This is a genomic window from Bradyrhizobium sp. 132 (assembly GCF_023074185.1).
Lineage (GTDB): Bacteria > Pseudomonadota > Alphaproteobacteria > Rhizobiales > Xanthobacteraceae > Bradyrhizobium.
Genome location: NZ_JADPKY010000112.1, coordinates 26979 through 42035, shown reverse-complemented (window position 1 = coordinate 42035; position 15057 = coordinate 26979). Strand labels below are relative to the sequence as shown.

Here is a 15057-nt window from a genome sequence, read left to right as displayed (position 1 = left end):
GTCCATCGCATGGCGGCTTGTGTCATGCTGCCGCCGGGCGGCATTCAAGGGACCAGGGACGGGACATCACACCATGCGCATCTGCATTTTCGGCGCGGGCGCCGTCGGCAGCCATATCGCGGTCAGGCTGGCGCGCGCTGGCCATGAGGTCTCGTGCGTGATGCGCGGCGCCCATCTGGAGGCGGTCCGCGCCAATGGCCTCAAGCTGCGCGTCGGCGATTCCGAGGTCTCCGCCAAGGTGAACGCCTCTGGCGATCCGGCCCAGCTCGGCCCCCAGGACGTCGTGATCTCGACGCTCAAGGCAACCGCGCTCCAGGGGCTGGTCGCCAGCATCAAGCCGCTGCTTCAGGACGACACCGCGATCGTTTTTGCGCAGAACGGCATTCCCTGGTGGTACGGGATCGGCCTTCCGCCGCGGCATCCGACACCGCCCGACATTTCCTTTCTTGACCCCGGCGGGCGCTTGCGCGCCTGCATTCCGAAAGAGCGGATCGTCGGCGGCGTCGTCTTCTCCTCCAACGAGGTGACCGCGCCCGGCGTGGTGCACAACCTCACCCCGGACCGCAACCGCCTGCTGATCGGCGAATGCGACGACCGCAATTGCGAGCGCATCACGACGCTCCGCGGCGTCTTCAGCGACGCACGGCTGGAATCGCCGGCGGTCGCCGATATTCGCGAGGCGATCTGGTCAAAGCTGCTGACCAATATGTCGCTGTCGGTGCTGTGCCTCCTCACCGGTCAGACTGCGCGCGGCGTGCGCGACGATCCTGCGTTCGCCGAGGTCATTCCGCGGATGCTGAACGAGGCCAACGATATCGCGCAACACTTCATTCCCGAGGTCAAGCGCGTGAGCCGCAGCGGCCCCGCACCCAATCACAAGCCGTCGCTGCTGCAGGATTACGAGCTCGGCCGCGCCATGGAGATCGACGTCCTGGTGAAAGCGCCCGCCGCCTTCGCACGCACCGCCGGCCTGTCGACGCCGACGCTTGACCTGATCGCTGCGCTCGCGATCCAGAAGGCGCGCGACAAGGGACTTTATTCGGCGTGAGCTTCAGGCGAGCTCGTCGATCCAGGCCGCGAGTGTATCAAGCACCTCTGCAAGCGCCTCATCGTTGCTGCGGCCGGACTTTTTCAGCATCGCGAAGGAGTGATCGCCGCCTTCGACCTCATGCAGCGTCGCGTTTGGGCTGAGCGCCTTGATGACGGGCTTGAGATGGCCAGGATCGGCAAGCTTGTCGCGCGTGCCTTGCAGGAACAGCATGGGAATTGCGATGCCGGCGAGATGGTCGGCACGCTCGGTTGACGGCTTGCCGTCGGGGTGCAGGGGGAAGCCGAGGAAGGCGAGCCCTTTGACATCAGGCAATGGAGCCTTCGATTGCGCCTGCGACGTCATGCGCCCGCCGAACGATTTTCCACCCGCGACGAGCGTCACGCCGGGGCACAGCCCCGCCGCCTGCTCGACCGCCGCGCGGACGGTGGCGTGCGCGACCGCCGGCTGGTCGGGACGCCCCTGTTTCTTCTCCATGTAAGGAAAATTGAAGCGGAACGTCGCAATGCCGCGGTCGGCAAGGCCGGCGGCGACTTTCTCCATGAAGGAATGCCGCATATCCGCGCCCGCACCATGGGCCAGCACGTAACAGGCGCGCGCATTGTCCGGCTGCGTCAGGATCGCCGAGACCGTGCCGATGCGCTCGATGTCGAGCTTGAGCTCTTGAGTTTTGACAGCCACAATCAGACATCCCGACAGACGCTAATCCGGCCGCCTTGGTAGCGTCACCGGCGCAGCCTGAAAACACAATAATTGCCACGGCCGCCCGGCCTACCAAGCCGGAAAGCCGCATTGACCGAGGTGACCATGTCCTACCGCTCCTCCTGGATGACCGAAGAGCTCGAAATCTTCCGCGACCAGTTCCGGAAATATCTGGCCAAGGACCTGGCCCCGCATGCCGAAAAATGGCGCGAGCAGAAGATGGTCGACCGCTTTGCCTGGCGCGGGCTCGGCGAGATGGGCGCGCTGCTGGCGAGCGTGCCGGAGGAATATGGCGGCCTGGGTGCCACCTTCGCCTATGATGCCGCCGTGCTCGACGACCTCGAAAGCACGGTGCCGGAGCTGACGACCGGCGTCTCCGTGCATAGCGCCATCGTCGCGCACTACATCCTCAATTACGGATCCGAGGAGCAGAAGAAGCGCTGGCTGCCGAAGATGGCTTCCGGCGAGATGATCGGCGCCATCGCCATGACCGAGCCCGGCACCGGCTCGGATTTGCAAGCCGTGAAGACCACCGCCAGGAAGCAGGGCAATTCCTACGTCATCAACGGCCAAAAGACTTTTATTACCAACGGCCAGGCCGCCGATCTCGTCGTCGTGGTCGCGCGCACCGGCGATGTCGGCGCCAAGGGCATCTCGCTGATCGTGGTCGAGACCGCGGGCGCGGATGGTTACAAGCGCGGGCGCAACCTCGACAAGATCGGCCTGCATGCCTCCGACACGTCCGAGCTGTTCTTCGACAACGTCACCGTGCCGCCGGAAAACCTGCTCGGCGGCGAAGAAGGCCAGGGCTTTGTCCAGTTGATGCAGCAATTGCCGCAGGAACGCCTCGCACTCGCGGTCGGCGCAGTCGCCGCGATGGAGCGTGCGATAAAACTCACCGTCGATTACACCAAGGAGCGGAAAGCGTTCGGCAAGCCGCTGATGGAGTTCCAGAACACCGCCTTCAAGCTCGCCGAGCGCAAGACCGAAGCGATGATAGCGCGCGTCTTTGTCGACTGGTGCATCGAGCGCCTGGTCGCAAAGGATCTCGACACTGTCACGGCGTCGATGGCGAAATACTGGTGTTCGGAGAAGCAGGTCGAGACTGCCGACGAATGCCTGCAGCTGTTCGGCGGCTACGGCTACATGCAGGAATACCCGATCTCGCGCATCTTCATCGATTCCCGCATCCAGAAGATCTATGGCGGCACCAACGAGATCATGAAGCTATTGATCGCCAGATCGTTGTAGTCGGTCGCTGTAATCAGGTCGCTGTGAGCGGCTACTTGATCCGCTCGTCGGCCACGACGAAGTCCGCACCTTCGCGGAGAGATATTTGCGGCTCGGATAAACCGCGAACAGCTTGCCCTCGAAAATGACCTGCCCGGACATAACGTATCCCGCTCGATCGCAACGAGTTCAAATTTACGAGACAACCCGTCATTGCAAGATGCGGCACCAGACCTTACGCTGCGTGTGACGGGCAACAACCATCTGGTTTCGTTTTCGTCCCGTCAGGAGACAAGCGAATGGTTCACGTCTCGCGCCGGAAACTCCTCCAGCTTGCTGCTGTTGCATCGTCTGCCCTTTCCACCGCATGGATGTCACCGGCACCAGCCGCTGCCGGCCCCAAGACCCTCATTGCGGTGATGCAATCGGACCTTCGCGTCACCGATCCCGGCTTCACGACAGCCATCATTACCCGCGACCATGGCTATATGGTCTACGACACGCTGCTCGGCATCGATCCCAGCTTCAAGGTGCGGCCGCAGATGGCCGACTGGACGGTGTCCGCGGACAAGCTGACCTATACCTTCACCTTGCGCGACGGCCTGAAATGGCATGACGGAGCGCCGGTGACGGCGGAGGATTGCGTCGCCTCGCTGAAGCGTTGGGGCACGAGCGTCGACGGCATGGCACGCAAGTTGATGGACTTCACTTCGGGTATCGAGGCAACGGACGCCAAGACGATCGTGCTCAAGCTGAAGGAGCCCTATGGCCTGGTACTGGAGACGATCGCCAAGCCGTCGGCCGTCGTCGCCTTCATGATGCCGAAGCGGTTGGCCGAGACCCCGATCACCAAGCAGATTCCGGAGCAGATCGGCTCCGGCCCATTCAAGTTCGTCGCGAGCGAATTCCAGCCTGGCGTGAAAGCCATCTACGAAAAGAATACCGACTATGTGCCGCGCAAGGAGCCGGCCGAATGGACATCGGGCGGCAAGGTGGTCAAGGTCGACCGCGTCGAGTGGATCACGATGCCGGATGCGCAGACCGCGCTCAACGCGCTGCAGTCCGGCGATGTCGATTTCGTCGAAACGCCGCCGTTCGACATGCTGCCCACGCTCGAGTCCAATCCGGACATCACTGTTTCCATCCTGAACAAATTTGGCTTCCAGTCGTTCGGCCGGATGAACTTCCTGCATCCGCCGTTCGACAATGTGAAGATCCGCCGCGCCGCGCTGCTCGCGATCAACCAGAAGGACGTGCTCGACGCCCAGATCGGCAATCCCAAATACTATAAGTTCTGCGGCGCATTCTTCATCTGCGATACGCCGCTGGCCAGCGACGCCGGCGGCGAGACCCTGATCAAGGGCAACGGCATGGCGGACGCGAAGAAGGCGTTGGCCGAGTCCGGCTATGACGGCACGCCCGTGGTGATCTTGGCGCCAGGCGACCAGATCCTGCTGAAAGCGCAGCCGATCGTGGTCGCACAGCTGCTGCGCGAGGCCGGCTTCAAGGTCGACCTTCAGGCGATGGACTGGCAGACCTTGGTCACCCGCCGCGCCAACCAGAAGTCGCCGAAGGAAGGCGGCTGGAACATGTTCTTCACCTACCAGGGCGCCGCCGACTCCTTGAACCCGCTGGTCAACGTCCCGATGGGCGGCAAGGGCACGAGTGGTGGCTGGTACGGCTGGTCCGAGGACCCCAAGCTCGAGGAGTTGCGCGATTCCTTTGCCCGCGCGACCTCGCCCGAGGAGCGCAAGAAGATCGCGCTCGAGGTGCAGAAGGAAGCTTATGATCAGGTGATCTACATCCCGCTCGGCCAGTTCCAGGCGCCGAGCGCATGGCGCAAATCACTGACCAGCGTGATCGACGGCCCGGCAACGCCAATGTTCTGGAATGTGGAAAAGAACGAGTAGGCTGACGGCCCCACGAAGCTCTAGTTCGGATGCCACCAGCGGCCGCCGATGACGACGCCTTCGGACACGATCTTGCGATCGCCAATCAGGTGCTCGCCGACGACGTCCTCATAGTCGAACTGGCCTTCCTTGACCGAGATCAGCGTGGCGTCGCCGACGCTGCCCGGCTTGAGGCTGCCGAGCTCGGGACGCCGCAGCGCCATCGCAGCGTTGACGGTGGAGGTTGCGATGACGTCGGACAGCGGCATGCCCATGCACAAGAATTTCGACAGGGTCGTCACCTGGTCGAAGGCCGGGCCGTCGATGCAGAGCTGATGGATGTCGGAGGAGATGGTGTCCGGATAGAAGCCGTTGGCGAGCATGGCGCGCGCGGTCTTGAACGCGAACGAGCCCTTGCCGTGGCCGATGTCGAACAGCACGCCGCGCTCGCGGGCGTCGAGCACCGCCCGCTTCACCGTGCCCTGCGCGGTCGCGGGCGTGTTGGGGAAGGGCCGGAACGCATGGGTGAGCACGTCGCCGGGGCGCAGGCGCGCCAGTACCTCCTCGTAGCTCGGCGGCGGATGGTCGATATGCGCCATCAGGGGCATGCCGACCTCGTTCGCGACCTCGAGCGCGATATCGAGCGGCACGACGCCCGACGTGCCCGAGGAGTGCAAGCCCACGCGCACCTTGATGCCGACGATGAGATCGCGATTTTCGTTAGCCACCTTGGCCGCCTCGATCGGATTCATCAGCCGCAGTTCTTCGCTCTCGCCGACCATGATCCGGTGCGAGAAGCCGAAAATGCCGGCATGCGAGACGTGCAGATAAGCGAGAATGCGAACCTGGCTCGGCTCGATCACGTGCTTGCGGAAGCCGGCGAAATTGCCGGGCCCCGCGCTGCCGGTATCGACCGCGGTGGTGACGCCGGAGAGGCGGCAGAATTCCTCGGCGTCGATGCCAAGCGAAGTGCCGCCCCAATAGACATGGGTGTGGAGATCGATCAGCCCCGGGGTCACGATGTAGCGAGAGACGTCGCGCACATCCGTGCCCGGATCCGCCTTGAGGGCGCTGCCGACCGCCGCCACCTTGCCGCCCGCAAAGGCCACGTCCATCACGGCGTCGAGCTTTTGCGAGGGGTCAACGACGCGTCCGCCGCGCAGGATCAAATCGAAAGACATCGTATCTCCAGATATGGCAGTGAGGCGGGACCGGCAAGTCAGCCCCGGGCAAGGAAGGAAGCTTCGCGCTTCTAGCAATTTTTGCGCCGACGAGCGTGGCAAACGCAGCGATTGCTCATTGAGAGACTGGCGATCCCGGGAAGACTCGAACTTCCGACCTACGGTTTAGGAAACCGTCGCTCTATCCGGCTGAGCTACGGGACCGCGGAACCCGCGGGACGGGTTCGGCCCCCTCATAGCAGAGCAGGATGCGGTTCGCCAGCCGCAAGGCGGGCCAGATCATCGTCAACCTGAACGGGACGGCTGTACGATCGCCTCCAGATCCCACTCGGCGGAGTAGCCCACATGATCGAAAGCATCAGCGCCATCACGCTCGGCACGCATGACATGGGGCGCGCCGTGCAGTTCTATCGTTCGCTGGGGTTCGAACTGCTATATGGCGGCGAGGCCGCTGCATTCACAAGCTTTCGCGCCGGCACCGGCTATCTCAACTTGACTGCGCAGCCGGAAGACAAGCGCTGGTCCTGGTGGGGCCGCGTCATCTTCTACGTCGCCGATGTCGACGGGGTCTACGCGCGCGCACGCGGCGCCGGATGGCAGCCGTCGACCGCGCCGCGCGATGCAGAATGGGGTGAGCGCTACTTCCATCTCACCGACCCCGACGGCCATGAGCTCAGTTTCGCGCGACCGTTGTCCGGACCGCATAAGTCACATCCGCTGACGTTCCCAACTCGCGAGTAGCGCCGTCTCAGCCGCCGTGGCAAACTCGGCGCAGTTTCCTCAAGCGAGAATTGTATCTGGGTTCTAACCAGGGAGGACGACCATGGTAACCTATGTCGTGCTGGGGAACTTCACTGATCAGGGAGTCCGCAACGTCAAGGACTCGCCGAAGCGGGTCGACGCTTTCAAGGAAATGGCCAAAACGTTCGGCGTGACCGTGAAAGAGATCGTCTGGACGCAGGGACGATATGACGTTGTGACCGTTCTCGAGGCTCCAGATGAGGCTGCCGCAATGTCGCTCAGCCTTAGTCTCAGCGCGCTTGGCAATGTCCGCACCGAAACGCTGCGCGCGTTTTCGGCAGCAGATATGACAAAGATCGTTGGCAAGATGCTCTGACGTTCAAGCCCGCGCCAGCGCACCGGACCTGGGATGGCAATCCCGGGAAGGGGCCTCTCACGCCCTGATATTATTGTCCTTCACCACCTTGCCCCAAGTGGCGACCTGCTTGTCGAAGAAGGTTTTGAAGGCGAGGCCGTCCTCGAGCAGCAGCGTCATCTGCTGGGTCTCCTTGAGCTGCGCCGCGGTCGCGGGCTCGCTCAGGATCTCCCTGGACGCCGTCGCGAGGGCTGCGACGATGTCAGGCGGCGTACCCGTGGGCGCGAAGATGCCCCACCATGCCAGCGTCTCGAAATCCGGAAAGCCCGCCTCGATCGCGGTCGGCGTATCCGGCAGGCCCGGCAGCCGCTCGCGGCCGAGTTGCAGGATCGGACGCAGCATGTTGGTGCCGAGCTGCGCTGCGACCAGCGCCGCCGATCCCGCGATCAGATCGACATGGCCGCCGAGCACGTCGTTCATCGCGGGACCGCCGCCGCGATAGGGCACGTGCATGATCTCGACGCCGGCCTTGTTGCCGAGCACGGTCATGGCGAGATGGCCGAGCGTGCCGATGCCGACGGAGGCATATTTCACTGCGCCGGGCGTCGCCTTGCAGGCCGCCACCACGTCGGCAAAGCTCTTATAGGGACGGCCCGCACCGGCCGCGATCACGTAGGGCGCGGTGCCGACCAGCAACACCGGTATCAGCTCGCGCTCGACATCAACGGGCGGCTTGTCGAGGATGGACGGGATCACCGCGTGAGAATCGAAGGTGACCAGGAACGTGGAGCCGTCAGGCGGGCTCTTGGCGACCTGCGCCGCGCCGAGCGCGCCGGCGGCGCCCGACTTGTTCTCGACAATGACGATGCGATTGAGCTTGGTTTGCAGATGGCTCTGGAGCAGCCGCGCCATCGCATCGGTCGATCCGCCCGGCGGAAACGGCACCACCAGCGTGATTTTTGAGGCCTGTGCGCTTGCCGGTGCCATCGCGAGGATGGCGGGCGCAGCCAGCAGCGCCCGTCGTGTGATCGTCATGTTGTCCTCCCTGTTTTGCCTTCGCGCTTTGCTTTTTTGTTTGTGAGCGCTTTAAGCCGTTCCGAAACCGGACCCCGCTTTTCTGTATTCTGGCCGCGGTGGACTAAAGATGTCCAGCACGCGGGCGCCGTCGGGGCCGGCGCGCATGGTATGCGGCACATTACCGGGCGTGCGCCAGAAATCGCCCTTCTTCACGGGAATCTCTTCGTCGCCCTGGACGCGGATCGCGGAGCCGTCGAGCAGCACGCCCCATTGCTCCTCGGGATGATGGTGCAGCGTGCCCTCCGCATGCGGCGCCAGCGTCACCACCGACAGCATCGCCTGCTCGCCGGAGAAGATGCGCGTGGTCACCCCTGCCGCGAGTTCGCGAAGCAGCCCGTCGCCGGTATCGTCGAGATTGTGGAATTCCTCTTTCTGGCTCACGCCATCCTCCCCTTCTTTTTTTCTGATCAGGATTTTCCATACGAGCCCTGATAGCGGCCCTCGCGGATCGCCTTCAGCGTCTCCTCCTCGCGCGCGACCTGGGCCCGCACCGCTTCCAGCAGCGCCGCGGCACCGGCGGCGGGAAACGACACCACGCCGTCCTCGTCGCCGACCACGATGTCGCCGGGCGAGATCACGCTGCCGCCGATCGAAACAGGCAAATTGATCTCGCCGGGGCCGTTCTTATAGGGACCGCGGTGGATCACCGCGCGGGCGTAGCAGGGAAAGTCGTCGGCCGCGAACGCCGCAACGTCGCGGATCGCGCCGTCGATCACATAGCCTTCGGCTTTGCGCCACTGCGCGATAGTCTTCATGATCTCGCCGACCAGCGCCCGCGTCTCGTCGCCGCCGCCATCGACCACGATGACGTCGCCCGGACCGACCAGTTCGAGCGCGCGGTGGATGGCGAGATTGTCGCCGGGCCGGGTGCGGATCGTGAAGGCCGTGCCCACCAGCTTGCCGCCGCGATGATAGGGCTTTAGCCCGACGGCACCCGGCAGCCGGGCGAGATTGTCCGAAATGACCGAGGTCGGCGCACCGCGAAAACCCTCGATGATCTCGGCCGGCGGCTTCGGCACAGAGTTCGCAGCGATGGTGATGGTCATGATCGTCAGTCCTTCCCGTGAATTGTCTTACTCGGCGCGCGCCCGCGCCTGCGCCTGCGCCGGCAGGATCCGGAAGGCGCGCCCCTCCTTCATCCACGCCGCGCGCTCATCGCGCAACAGCGTGCGGCGAACTTTACCGGAATCATCGCGCGGCGGGGCGCTGACGATCTCAAAGCTCTCGGGATGCTTGTAGCGGCTCAGCCGTTCCTTCAGGAAATCCGCCATGCCGTCGGCGATCACCTGACCGTCCGCGTCGCCCTCCGGCTCGATGATGGCGTGCACGCGCTGGCCCAGTTCCGGATCGGGCAATCCCACCACCACGCAGGAGCGCACGCCGGGACACTCAGAGACCGCGGCCTCGATCTCGGCCGGATAGATGTTGGCACCTCCGCGCAACACCATGTCGGCAAGGCGGTCACCGAGATAGAGATAGCCTTCCGCATCCAGCCTGCCGATGTCGCCGAGCGACTCCCAGCCATCCGCGCGGCGCTTCGGCTCGGCGCCGAGATAGTGATAGGTCGCGTCCTTGCCGTCATTGTTGAGGAAATAAATCTCGCCGCTCTCGCCCGGCGCCACGTCGTTGCCGTCCTCGCCGACGATGCGCAGGCGCGCCATCTCGCCGATCTTGCCGACCGAGCCCTTGTGCGTCAGCCATTCCGTGCCGGAGATGATGCATGAGCCTTGCCGCTCGGTGCCGCCATAGAGCTCCCAGATCCGCTCAGGCCCGAGCCAGGCGATCCAGTTTTCCTTCAGCCAGGGCGGCATCGGAGCGGCCATGTGGAAGACGGTCTGCAGGCTCGACACATCGTAGGCATTGCGCACGTGCTCCGGCAGCGCCCAGATCCGGTGCATCATGGTCGGCACGAAATTGACCCATTGCACGCGCTCGCGCGCGATCTGTCGCAGCGCCTCCTCGGCGTCGAACTTGACGAGGCCGGTGAGCTGGCCGCCGGTAAACAGCGCGTAGTGCGACACGATGAACGGCGCATTGTGGTAGAGCGGACCGGGATTGAGCAGCGAGACCCCGAAGGGGATGTTGAGCGGCGGCGCGGCGGCCGTGTCGGTCACCGCCGGCTGGTGATCGAGGATCACCTTCGGCCGGCCGGTCGAGCCACCGCTGGTCATGGCTTTCCAATAGCGCGCCACCGGTGCGGTGAGCGGCTCGTCGGAAAATCCTTCCGGTACGAAATCCGCGGGCAGACGGTTCGGCGCATTCCAGTCGGTTTCGCCGCCGACCACCAGCGCCGGCTTCAGGATGTCGAGCACCGCGGCGGCTTCGCCGCGCGGCAGGCGCCATGACAGCGAGGTCGGCGTCGCGCCGCATTTCCACACCGCAAAAGAAGTCTCGAAGAATGAATTGCCGTTGGGCAATCCGATCGCGACGAAATCACCGGGCTTGACGCCCTTGGCCGCAAACGCCCGTGCGCGCCGGTTGGCGCCGCGCTCAAGCGCGTCCCATGTCAGCGTGTCCTGCCCGTGACGGACGGCGATCGTGCCTTGAGGTTTGCGCTCGGCGTACCAGCGCGGCACATCGGACAAGGGCAGCAGCATCAGGCGTTTCCACTTCGTCTTCTTGGCGTCGCCAACGAGGCAACCGCAGGATGAAGTGACGCTGTGACTCCTGCGCCACGTCAAGCAAAAAATGTCAGCATCGCAGCCATGAATTTCCCGGGTTCCATGGGTGACAAGCCGGCCATAAAGGGGCAAAAATCCGACCCGACTCAGTTCGGGTTGAGTTTTGCAAGGAATGCTCTCGTAGAATGTCGGACGTAGTTGCATCGCGTCGTGCGGCGCTTGTCTTGGCGGCAGCAGGATTTTTCCTGCTGGCGCCGTCGCATGCCCAGGCACAATGGTGGAAACGCGCGCCTGTTGACTTCGAGGCATGCGCCGACGCCGCCGAGAAAGCCGCGACCAAGACCGAGAAAACCTCCGCGCTCGCCGACTGCAACGCGAAATTCGCCGGCCGGCGCAAGGCCGGCGGCGGCTACTCCTATTACGACTTCCTCCAGGACCGCAGCTTTGACATCGCCGGCCCCAATCCGACGCCGGAGGAGCAGAAGAAGATCGACGAATCCTACACCGCCTATCTCGCCGTTCAGCGCCGCAGCAATGAAGCCGCCCAGGCGGTCGCGCGCCAGCAGCGCGAGCAGCAGGAACAACAGGCGCAACAGCTCCAGCGGGTCGCGCTGCAAACCGAGGTCGAGCGTGTGCCTGTGCCGGTCGAGCGGCCGAAAGTGCAGCAGGCCGCCATCGGCGACGCACGGCCGCGGCCGAAGGGCGCGCCCTGCACCAAGGGCTCGTTCTCCTGCGAATGGCCGCGGCTGTCGGATGGATTGAATGATCTGAAGAAGCTGTTCAGCCCGACGCCGAGCAAGCCCGCGAAGAAGGGCTGAGCTAGCCACAGCCGTCATTGGATGGAGATCCGTCTCCCAGCCTCAGTTCGTCCGCTTCGTCTTGCTGCGCTTCGGCTTGACCACCGGTGCGGTTGCTGCGGGTGAGCTACCCAACTGTGAGCGGCTTTCCTTCAGGCGTGCGTCATAGCCGGGCGAATTCGTGACGGTCGGCGGCCTTGCCTGGGCAAACGTGGAACCTGCGCAGAGGGCGGCCAATGCGACCCCGATCGTCAAATAGCGTTTCATCGCAATTCTCCCGTCGGCCGGCGTGAGCTCATGCAACGCCGTGGATCTGCTGCGGCGTCAGCCGCGGCGGGCCCTTGCCCGCGGCCTCAGCCTCGTTGATCAGCGCAACAATGCGGCGCGACAGCGGCACGTCGATGCTGTTCTGTTCGGCGAGCGCGATGATCGCGCCCTGGAGATAGTCGATCTCGGTCTTGCGGCCCTGCTTCAAATCCTGCCACATCGAGGAACGCGCCTCGGGATCGATCTTCATCGTCCTTCCCAGGATCAGGTTGAAGATCGGATCAGGCAGTCTCAGCAAGGTCGGCATCCAGGACGACGGGATCGGCGTCGCCGAGACCGGAGTGATGCCGGCGGCTTTCATCGCGGTCAGCCCCTCCGCCATCTGATCGGCGAACAGCCTTCGCCAGCCGCGGTTCGCCAGTTGCGCGGCGAGCGGCACATCGGACAAGGCGCTGAGCGCATTATTCAAATTGATGATCAGCTTGCCCCATTGCACGCCTGTGATGTCGCGGCTCGCGTGCATGACGAGCCCCGGCGCCGACAGCGCTGCGGCCGTGTTCGCCTCGTCTTCGCCAACATGAATGTCGCCGGAGGTCGAGCGGTGGAAGTGGCCCTCGCCCATCCCGATCACGTTGAAAGGCACCATGCCGGCGATTACGCGGCGGCCGCCGAGGCGCTCGCGCAGCACCGCGACATTGCCGACGCCGTTTTGCAGCGAGACGATGACGGCATCCTGCGGCGCATGCTGCGCGATCTGCTCCGCGACACCGGCCGTGTCGGCGCTCTTCACCGTGACCAGCACGATACCGGCGCTGTGGAAGATCGCGGGATCTTCCGACAGCGCAAGTTGGCCGGGGTCGAGCTTCTTCTCGGAGCCGTCGAAATCGGTCAGAAGCAGGCCGAACCGTTCGATCTCGGCCTTCACCCGCGGCCGCACCAGCAGCGCGACGCGGCGGCCGCCAGCCGTCAGCATGCCGCCGACGAAACATCCGATGGCGCCCGCGCCGGCCACCACGATCGGTCGATCCGTCATCACCTCGCCTTGCTCCCCGAATGGCCGGCCTTCGATAGCAGAGGCGAGGCCTGCTGCCCATCGCGCCGCATCCGCCTTGTAACCGTCATGAGAGCCTCATATGTTTTTGCCCGGGGGCCGATCAGCGGCGAGAGCTCGCCGACGAGAACGCCAAAGGAGAGCACCATGGGTCTACTCGATGTCCTCAACGGCATGCAGAACGGCCCGCGCGGCCCCAGCACGCCAAGCTCTGAGAAGTCCTCGGGCGGCATGTCGCCGATGACCATGGCGCTCCTTGGCCTGCTCGCCTGGAAGGCGTTCAAGCACGTGACCGCGGGCCAGCCCGGCGCGGCACCGCAGCAGTCCCCGACGCCGACGCACCTGCCCCCGCCGGTGAATGCGGGTGCTGGCGGCGGACTTGGAGGTGGTCTTGGAGGCGCACTTGGCGGAGGCGGCGGCCTCGGTGACCTGCTCAAGGGCGGCCTTGGCGGCCTGCTCGCGGGTGGCGCGGCCGGCAGCGTGCTCAGCGGCGGTCTCGGCGATCTCCTCAACCAGCTTCAGCAGGGCGGCCACGGCGAGGCCGCCAATACCTGGGTCGGCAAGGGCGAGAACAAGGCGATCGCGCCCGGCGATCTCGCCAACGCGCTCGGCGCCGACCAGATCGAGAGCCTGTCCGCCCAGAGCGGCCTGTCGCGCGACGAGTTGCTCTCCGGCCTCAGCCAGTATCTGCCGAAGGTGATCGACCATCTGACGCCGGACGGACGGCTGCCGACCGAAAACGAGATCTCGGGCAGAATCTGATTTGAGTCAAACGAGGGGAGCACGGACATGAGCATGGGTGGCTTGTTGTGGATCATCGTCGTCGGCTTCATCGCCGGCCTCATCGCGCGCTGGCTGGCGCCGGGACCGAACAACCCGAGCGGCTTCATCCTCACCACCATCCTCGGCATCGTCGGCGCATTTCTCGCGACCTTCGTCGGCCAGGCGATCGGACACTACAGTCCCGACCAGGGCGCCGGATTCATCATGGCCACCATCGGCGCGGTGGTGGTGCTGTTCATCTGGCACCGACTGGTCGCGAGTGGCGTGATCAAGGGGTAGCCCGCCGTCGCTTTGCAGCGTGGCCTGCCAAGAAATTCAGTGTCGTCCCGGCGAAGGCCGGGACCCATAGCCACCGAATTTGGTTTGGCGAAGATCGGTAGTTGTCGATTTCGAACGACAACCACGGCCTGTGGTTATGGGTCCCGGCCTGCGCCGGGACGACGGTTGTGTTTGCCGCGCTAGCGGAGCGAGCTCACGTAATCAAATGCATCCCCGCATCCATGCGCACGACCTCGCCGGTCATGTTGCTGGAGGCAGGCATCGCCAGGAAGCAGACGAGCTGGGCGATGTCTTCCGCTGATGACGCGACCTTCAGCGGCACCTTCGCCACGACGCTGTCGCGCACCTGCTTGGCACCCGCCTCGCCGCGGCCCTTGGTGAACCAGGGCGTGTCGATATAACCGGGACACACCGTGTTGACGCGGATCAGCGGCGCCAGCGCGCGTGACAGCGACAGCGTCATGGTGTTGAGCGCGCCCTTGCTCGCGGCATAGGCGATCGACGAGCCGACGCCGCTGATGCCGGCGACCGAGGACACGTTGACCACGGCGGACGGCCGCTCCGAGGCTTTCGCGCCGGCCTCGAGCAGGCTGCGTGCCGCACGTACCATCTGGAACGGGCCGATGGTATTGACGCCGTAGAGGCGCTGGAAATCTTCCGCCGACAATCCATCGAGATCGGCATGGGCGACATGCTTGGTGGTGCCGGCGTTGTTGACGAGCACGTCGAGCCGGCCCCAGCCGCTGGCTGCCGCGACGATCTTGCGGCAATCGTCATCTTTCGAAACGTCGCCCTGCGCGACCAGAACTTCCGGCGAGCCCGCCTTGCGGCAAAGCTCCGCGGTCGCCTCCGCTTCCTTCTGGCTCGAGGAATAGTTGATGATGAGCCGCGCCCCGCTCCGTGCGAGAATTTCCGCGGTCGCAGCGCCCAGGCCGGAGGCGGACCCCGTCACGATTGCGCACAAACTGTCCTTTGCCATCCTGATTTCCTTCCAATGTCTTTGATGCAAGCCTGAGGTAGCTGGTCTTGTTTAGCG

At 64.6% G+C, this 15057-nt stretch carries 17 protein-coding genes and 1 tRNA gene; 8 read left to right on the top strand and 10 right to left on the bottom strand.

Annotated features, from left to right (window positions below; all coding sequences use genetic code 11):
- Window positions 1–73: 73 nt before the first annotated feature.
- Window positions 74–1048, top strand: a complete 975-nt coding sequence (locus IVA74_RS23555) for a ketopantoate reductase family protein (RefSeq protein ID WP_247348593.1) — start codon at window positions 74–76, stop codon at window positions 1046–1048.
- 3 nt (window positions 1049–1051) lie between these two features.
- On the opposite strand, the gene IVA74_RS23550 is transcribed toward IVA74_RS23555, so the two are convergent.
- Window positions 1052–1729 carry an alpha/beta family hydrolase gene (locus IVA74_RS23550; RefSeq protein ID WP_247348592.1) on the bottom strand — a complete coding sequence of 226 codons (678 nt, stop codon included), beginning with the start codon at window positions 1727–1729 and terminating at the stop codon, window positions 1052–1054.
- Between the two features lie 126 nt (window positions 1730–1855).
- Between IVA74_RS23550 and IVA74_RS23545 the strand changes: the two genes are divergently transcribed.
- The gene (locus IVA74_RS23545) at window positions 1856–3001 is read left to right on the top strand and encodes an acyl-CoA dehydrogenase family protein (protein WP_247348717.1); all 1146 of its coding nucleotides are present in this window, start codon (window positions 1856–1858) and stop codon (window positions 2999–3001) included.
- A gap of 278 nt (window positions 3002–3279) precedes the next feature.
- Entirely contained in the window at window positions 3280–4890 is a 1611-nt protein-coding gene (locus IVA74_RS23540) for an ABC transporter substrate-binding protein (RefSeq protein WP_247348590.1), read from the top strand.
- 20 nt (window positions 4891–4910) lie between these two features.
- Here IVA74_RS23540 and IVA74_RS23535 read toward each other — a convergent pair whose 3' ends face one another.
- Together IVA74_RS23535 and IVA74_RS23530 are read right to left on the bottom strand one after the other, a co-directional pair.
- Window positions 4911–6050 carry an amidohydrolase/deacetylase family metallohydrolase gene (locus tag IVA74_RS23535; protein ID WP_247348588.1) on the bottom strand — a complete coding sequence of 380 codons (1140 nt, stop codon included), beginning with the start codon at window positions 6048–6050 and terminating at the stop codon, window positions 4911–4913.
- A 127-nt stretch (window positions 6051–6177) separates the two neighbouring features.
- Window positions 6178–6254 (bottom strand) — tRNA-Arg (locus IVA74_RS23530).
- 141 nt (window positions 6255–6395) lie between these two features.
- On the opposite strand from IVA74_RS23530, the gene IVA74_RS23525 reads away from it, so the two are divergent.
- The gene (locus tag IVA74_RS23525; RefSeq protein ID WP_247348586.1) at window positions 6396–6791 is read left to right on the top strand and encodes a VOC family protein; all 396 of its coding nucleotides are present in this window, start codon (window positions 6396–6398) and stop codon (window positions 6789–6791) included.
- 82 nt (window positions 6792–6873) lie between these two features.
- On the top strand, window positions 6874–7167 hold the full coding sequence (locus tag IVA74_RS23520) for a GYD domain-containing protein (RefSeq protein WP_247348584.1): 294 nt from the start codon (window positions 6874–6876) through the stop codon (window positions 7165–7167).
- A gap of 57 nt (window positions 7168–7224) precedes the next feature.
- Here the strand turns inward: IVA74_RS23520 and IVA74_RS23515 are convergent, their stop codons facing one another.
- The 4 genes from IVA74_RS23515 to IVA74_RS23500 are packed head-to-tail and all read right to left on the bottom strand — an operon-like array spanning window position 7225 to window position 10820.
- A complete protein-coding gene (locus IVA74_RS23515) occupies window positions 7225–8181 on the bottom strand; it encodes a tripartite tricarboxylate transporter substrate-binding protein (RefSeq protein ID WP_247348582.1) in 957 nt (318 codons plus the stop codon).
- Between the two features lie 51 nt (window positions 8182–8232).
- Window positions 8233–8604: a cupin domain-containing protein gene (locus tag IVA74_RS23510; protein WP_247348580.1), complete on the bottom strand. Its 372-nt coding sequence runs from the start codon at window positions 8602–8604 to the stop codon at window positions 8233–8235.
- A 26-nt stretch (window positions 8605–8630) separates the two neighbouring features.
- Window positions 8631–9269 (bottom strand): RraA family protein, encoded by a 639-nt coding sequence (locus tag IVA74_RS23505; protein ID WP_247348578.1) that lies wholly within the window; start codon window positions 9267–9269, stop codon window positions 8631–8633.
- 27 nt (window positions 9270–9296) lie between these two features.
- Window positions 9297–10820, bottom strand: a complete 1524-nt coding sequence (locus IVA74_RS23500) for an AMP-binding protein (RefSeq protein ID WP_247348576.1) — start codon at window positions 10818–10820, stop codon at window positions 9297–9299.
- 209 nt (window positions 10821–11029) lie between these two features.
- Between IVA74_RS23500 and IVA74_RS23495 the strand changes: the two genes are divergently transcribed.
- On the top strand, window positions 11030–11662 hold the full coding sequence (locus tag IVA74_RS23495; RefSeq protein ID WP_247348574.1) for a hypothetical protein: 633 nt from the start codon (window positions 11030–11032) through the stop codon (window positions 11660–11662).
- A gap of 42 nt (window positions 11663–11704) precedes the next feature.
- Here the strand turns inward: IVA74_RS23495 and IVA74_RS23490 are convergent, their stop codons facing one another.
- Window positions 11705–11908, bottom strand: a complete 204-nt coding sequence (locus tag IVA74_RS23490) for a hypothetical protein (protein ID WP_247348572.1) — start codon at window positions 11906–11908, stop codon at window positions 11705–11707.
- 28 nt (window positions 11909–11936) lie between these two features.
- Window positions 11937–12944, bottom strand: a complete 1008-nt coding sequence (locus tag IVA74_RS23485; protein ID WP_247348570.1) for a 2-dehydropantoate 2-reductase — start codon at window positions 12942–12944, stop codon at window positions 11937–11939.
- 162 nt (window positions 12945–13106) lie between these two features.
- On the opposite strand from IVA74_RS23485, the gene IVA74_RS23480 reads away from it, so the two are divergent.
- Both IVA74_RS23480 and IVA74_RS23475 read left to right on the top strand, forming a co-directional pair.
- On the top strand, window positions 13107–13721 hold the full coding sequence (locus tag IVA74_RS23480; RefSeq protein ID WP_247348569.1) for a YidB family protein: 615 nt from the start codon (window positions 13107–13109) through the stop codon (window positions 13719–13721).
- 27 nt (window positions 13722–13748) lie between these two features.
- A complete protein-coding gene (locus tag IVA74_RS23475; RefSeq protein ID WP_247348566.1) occupies window positions 13749–14021 on the top strand; it encodes a GlsB/YeaQ/YmgE family stress response membrane protein in 273 nt (90 codons plus the stop codon).
- A 193-nt stretch (window positions 14022–14214) separates the two neighbouring features.
- Here the strand turns inward: IVA74_RS23475 and IVA74_RS23470 are convergent, their stop codons facing one another.
- A complete protein-coding gene (locus tag IVA74_RS23470; protein WP_247348560.1) occupies window positions 14215–15000 on the bottom strand; it encodes an SDR family oxidoreductase in 786 nt (261 codons plus the stop codon).
- Window positions 15001–15057: the final 57 nt, after the last annotated feature.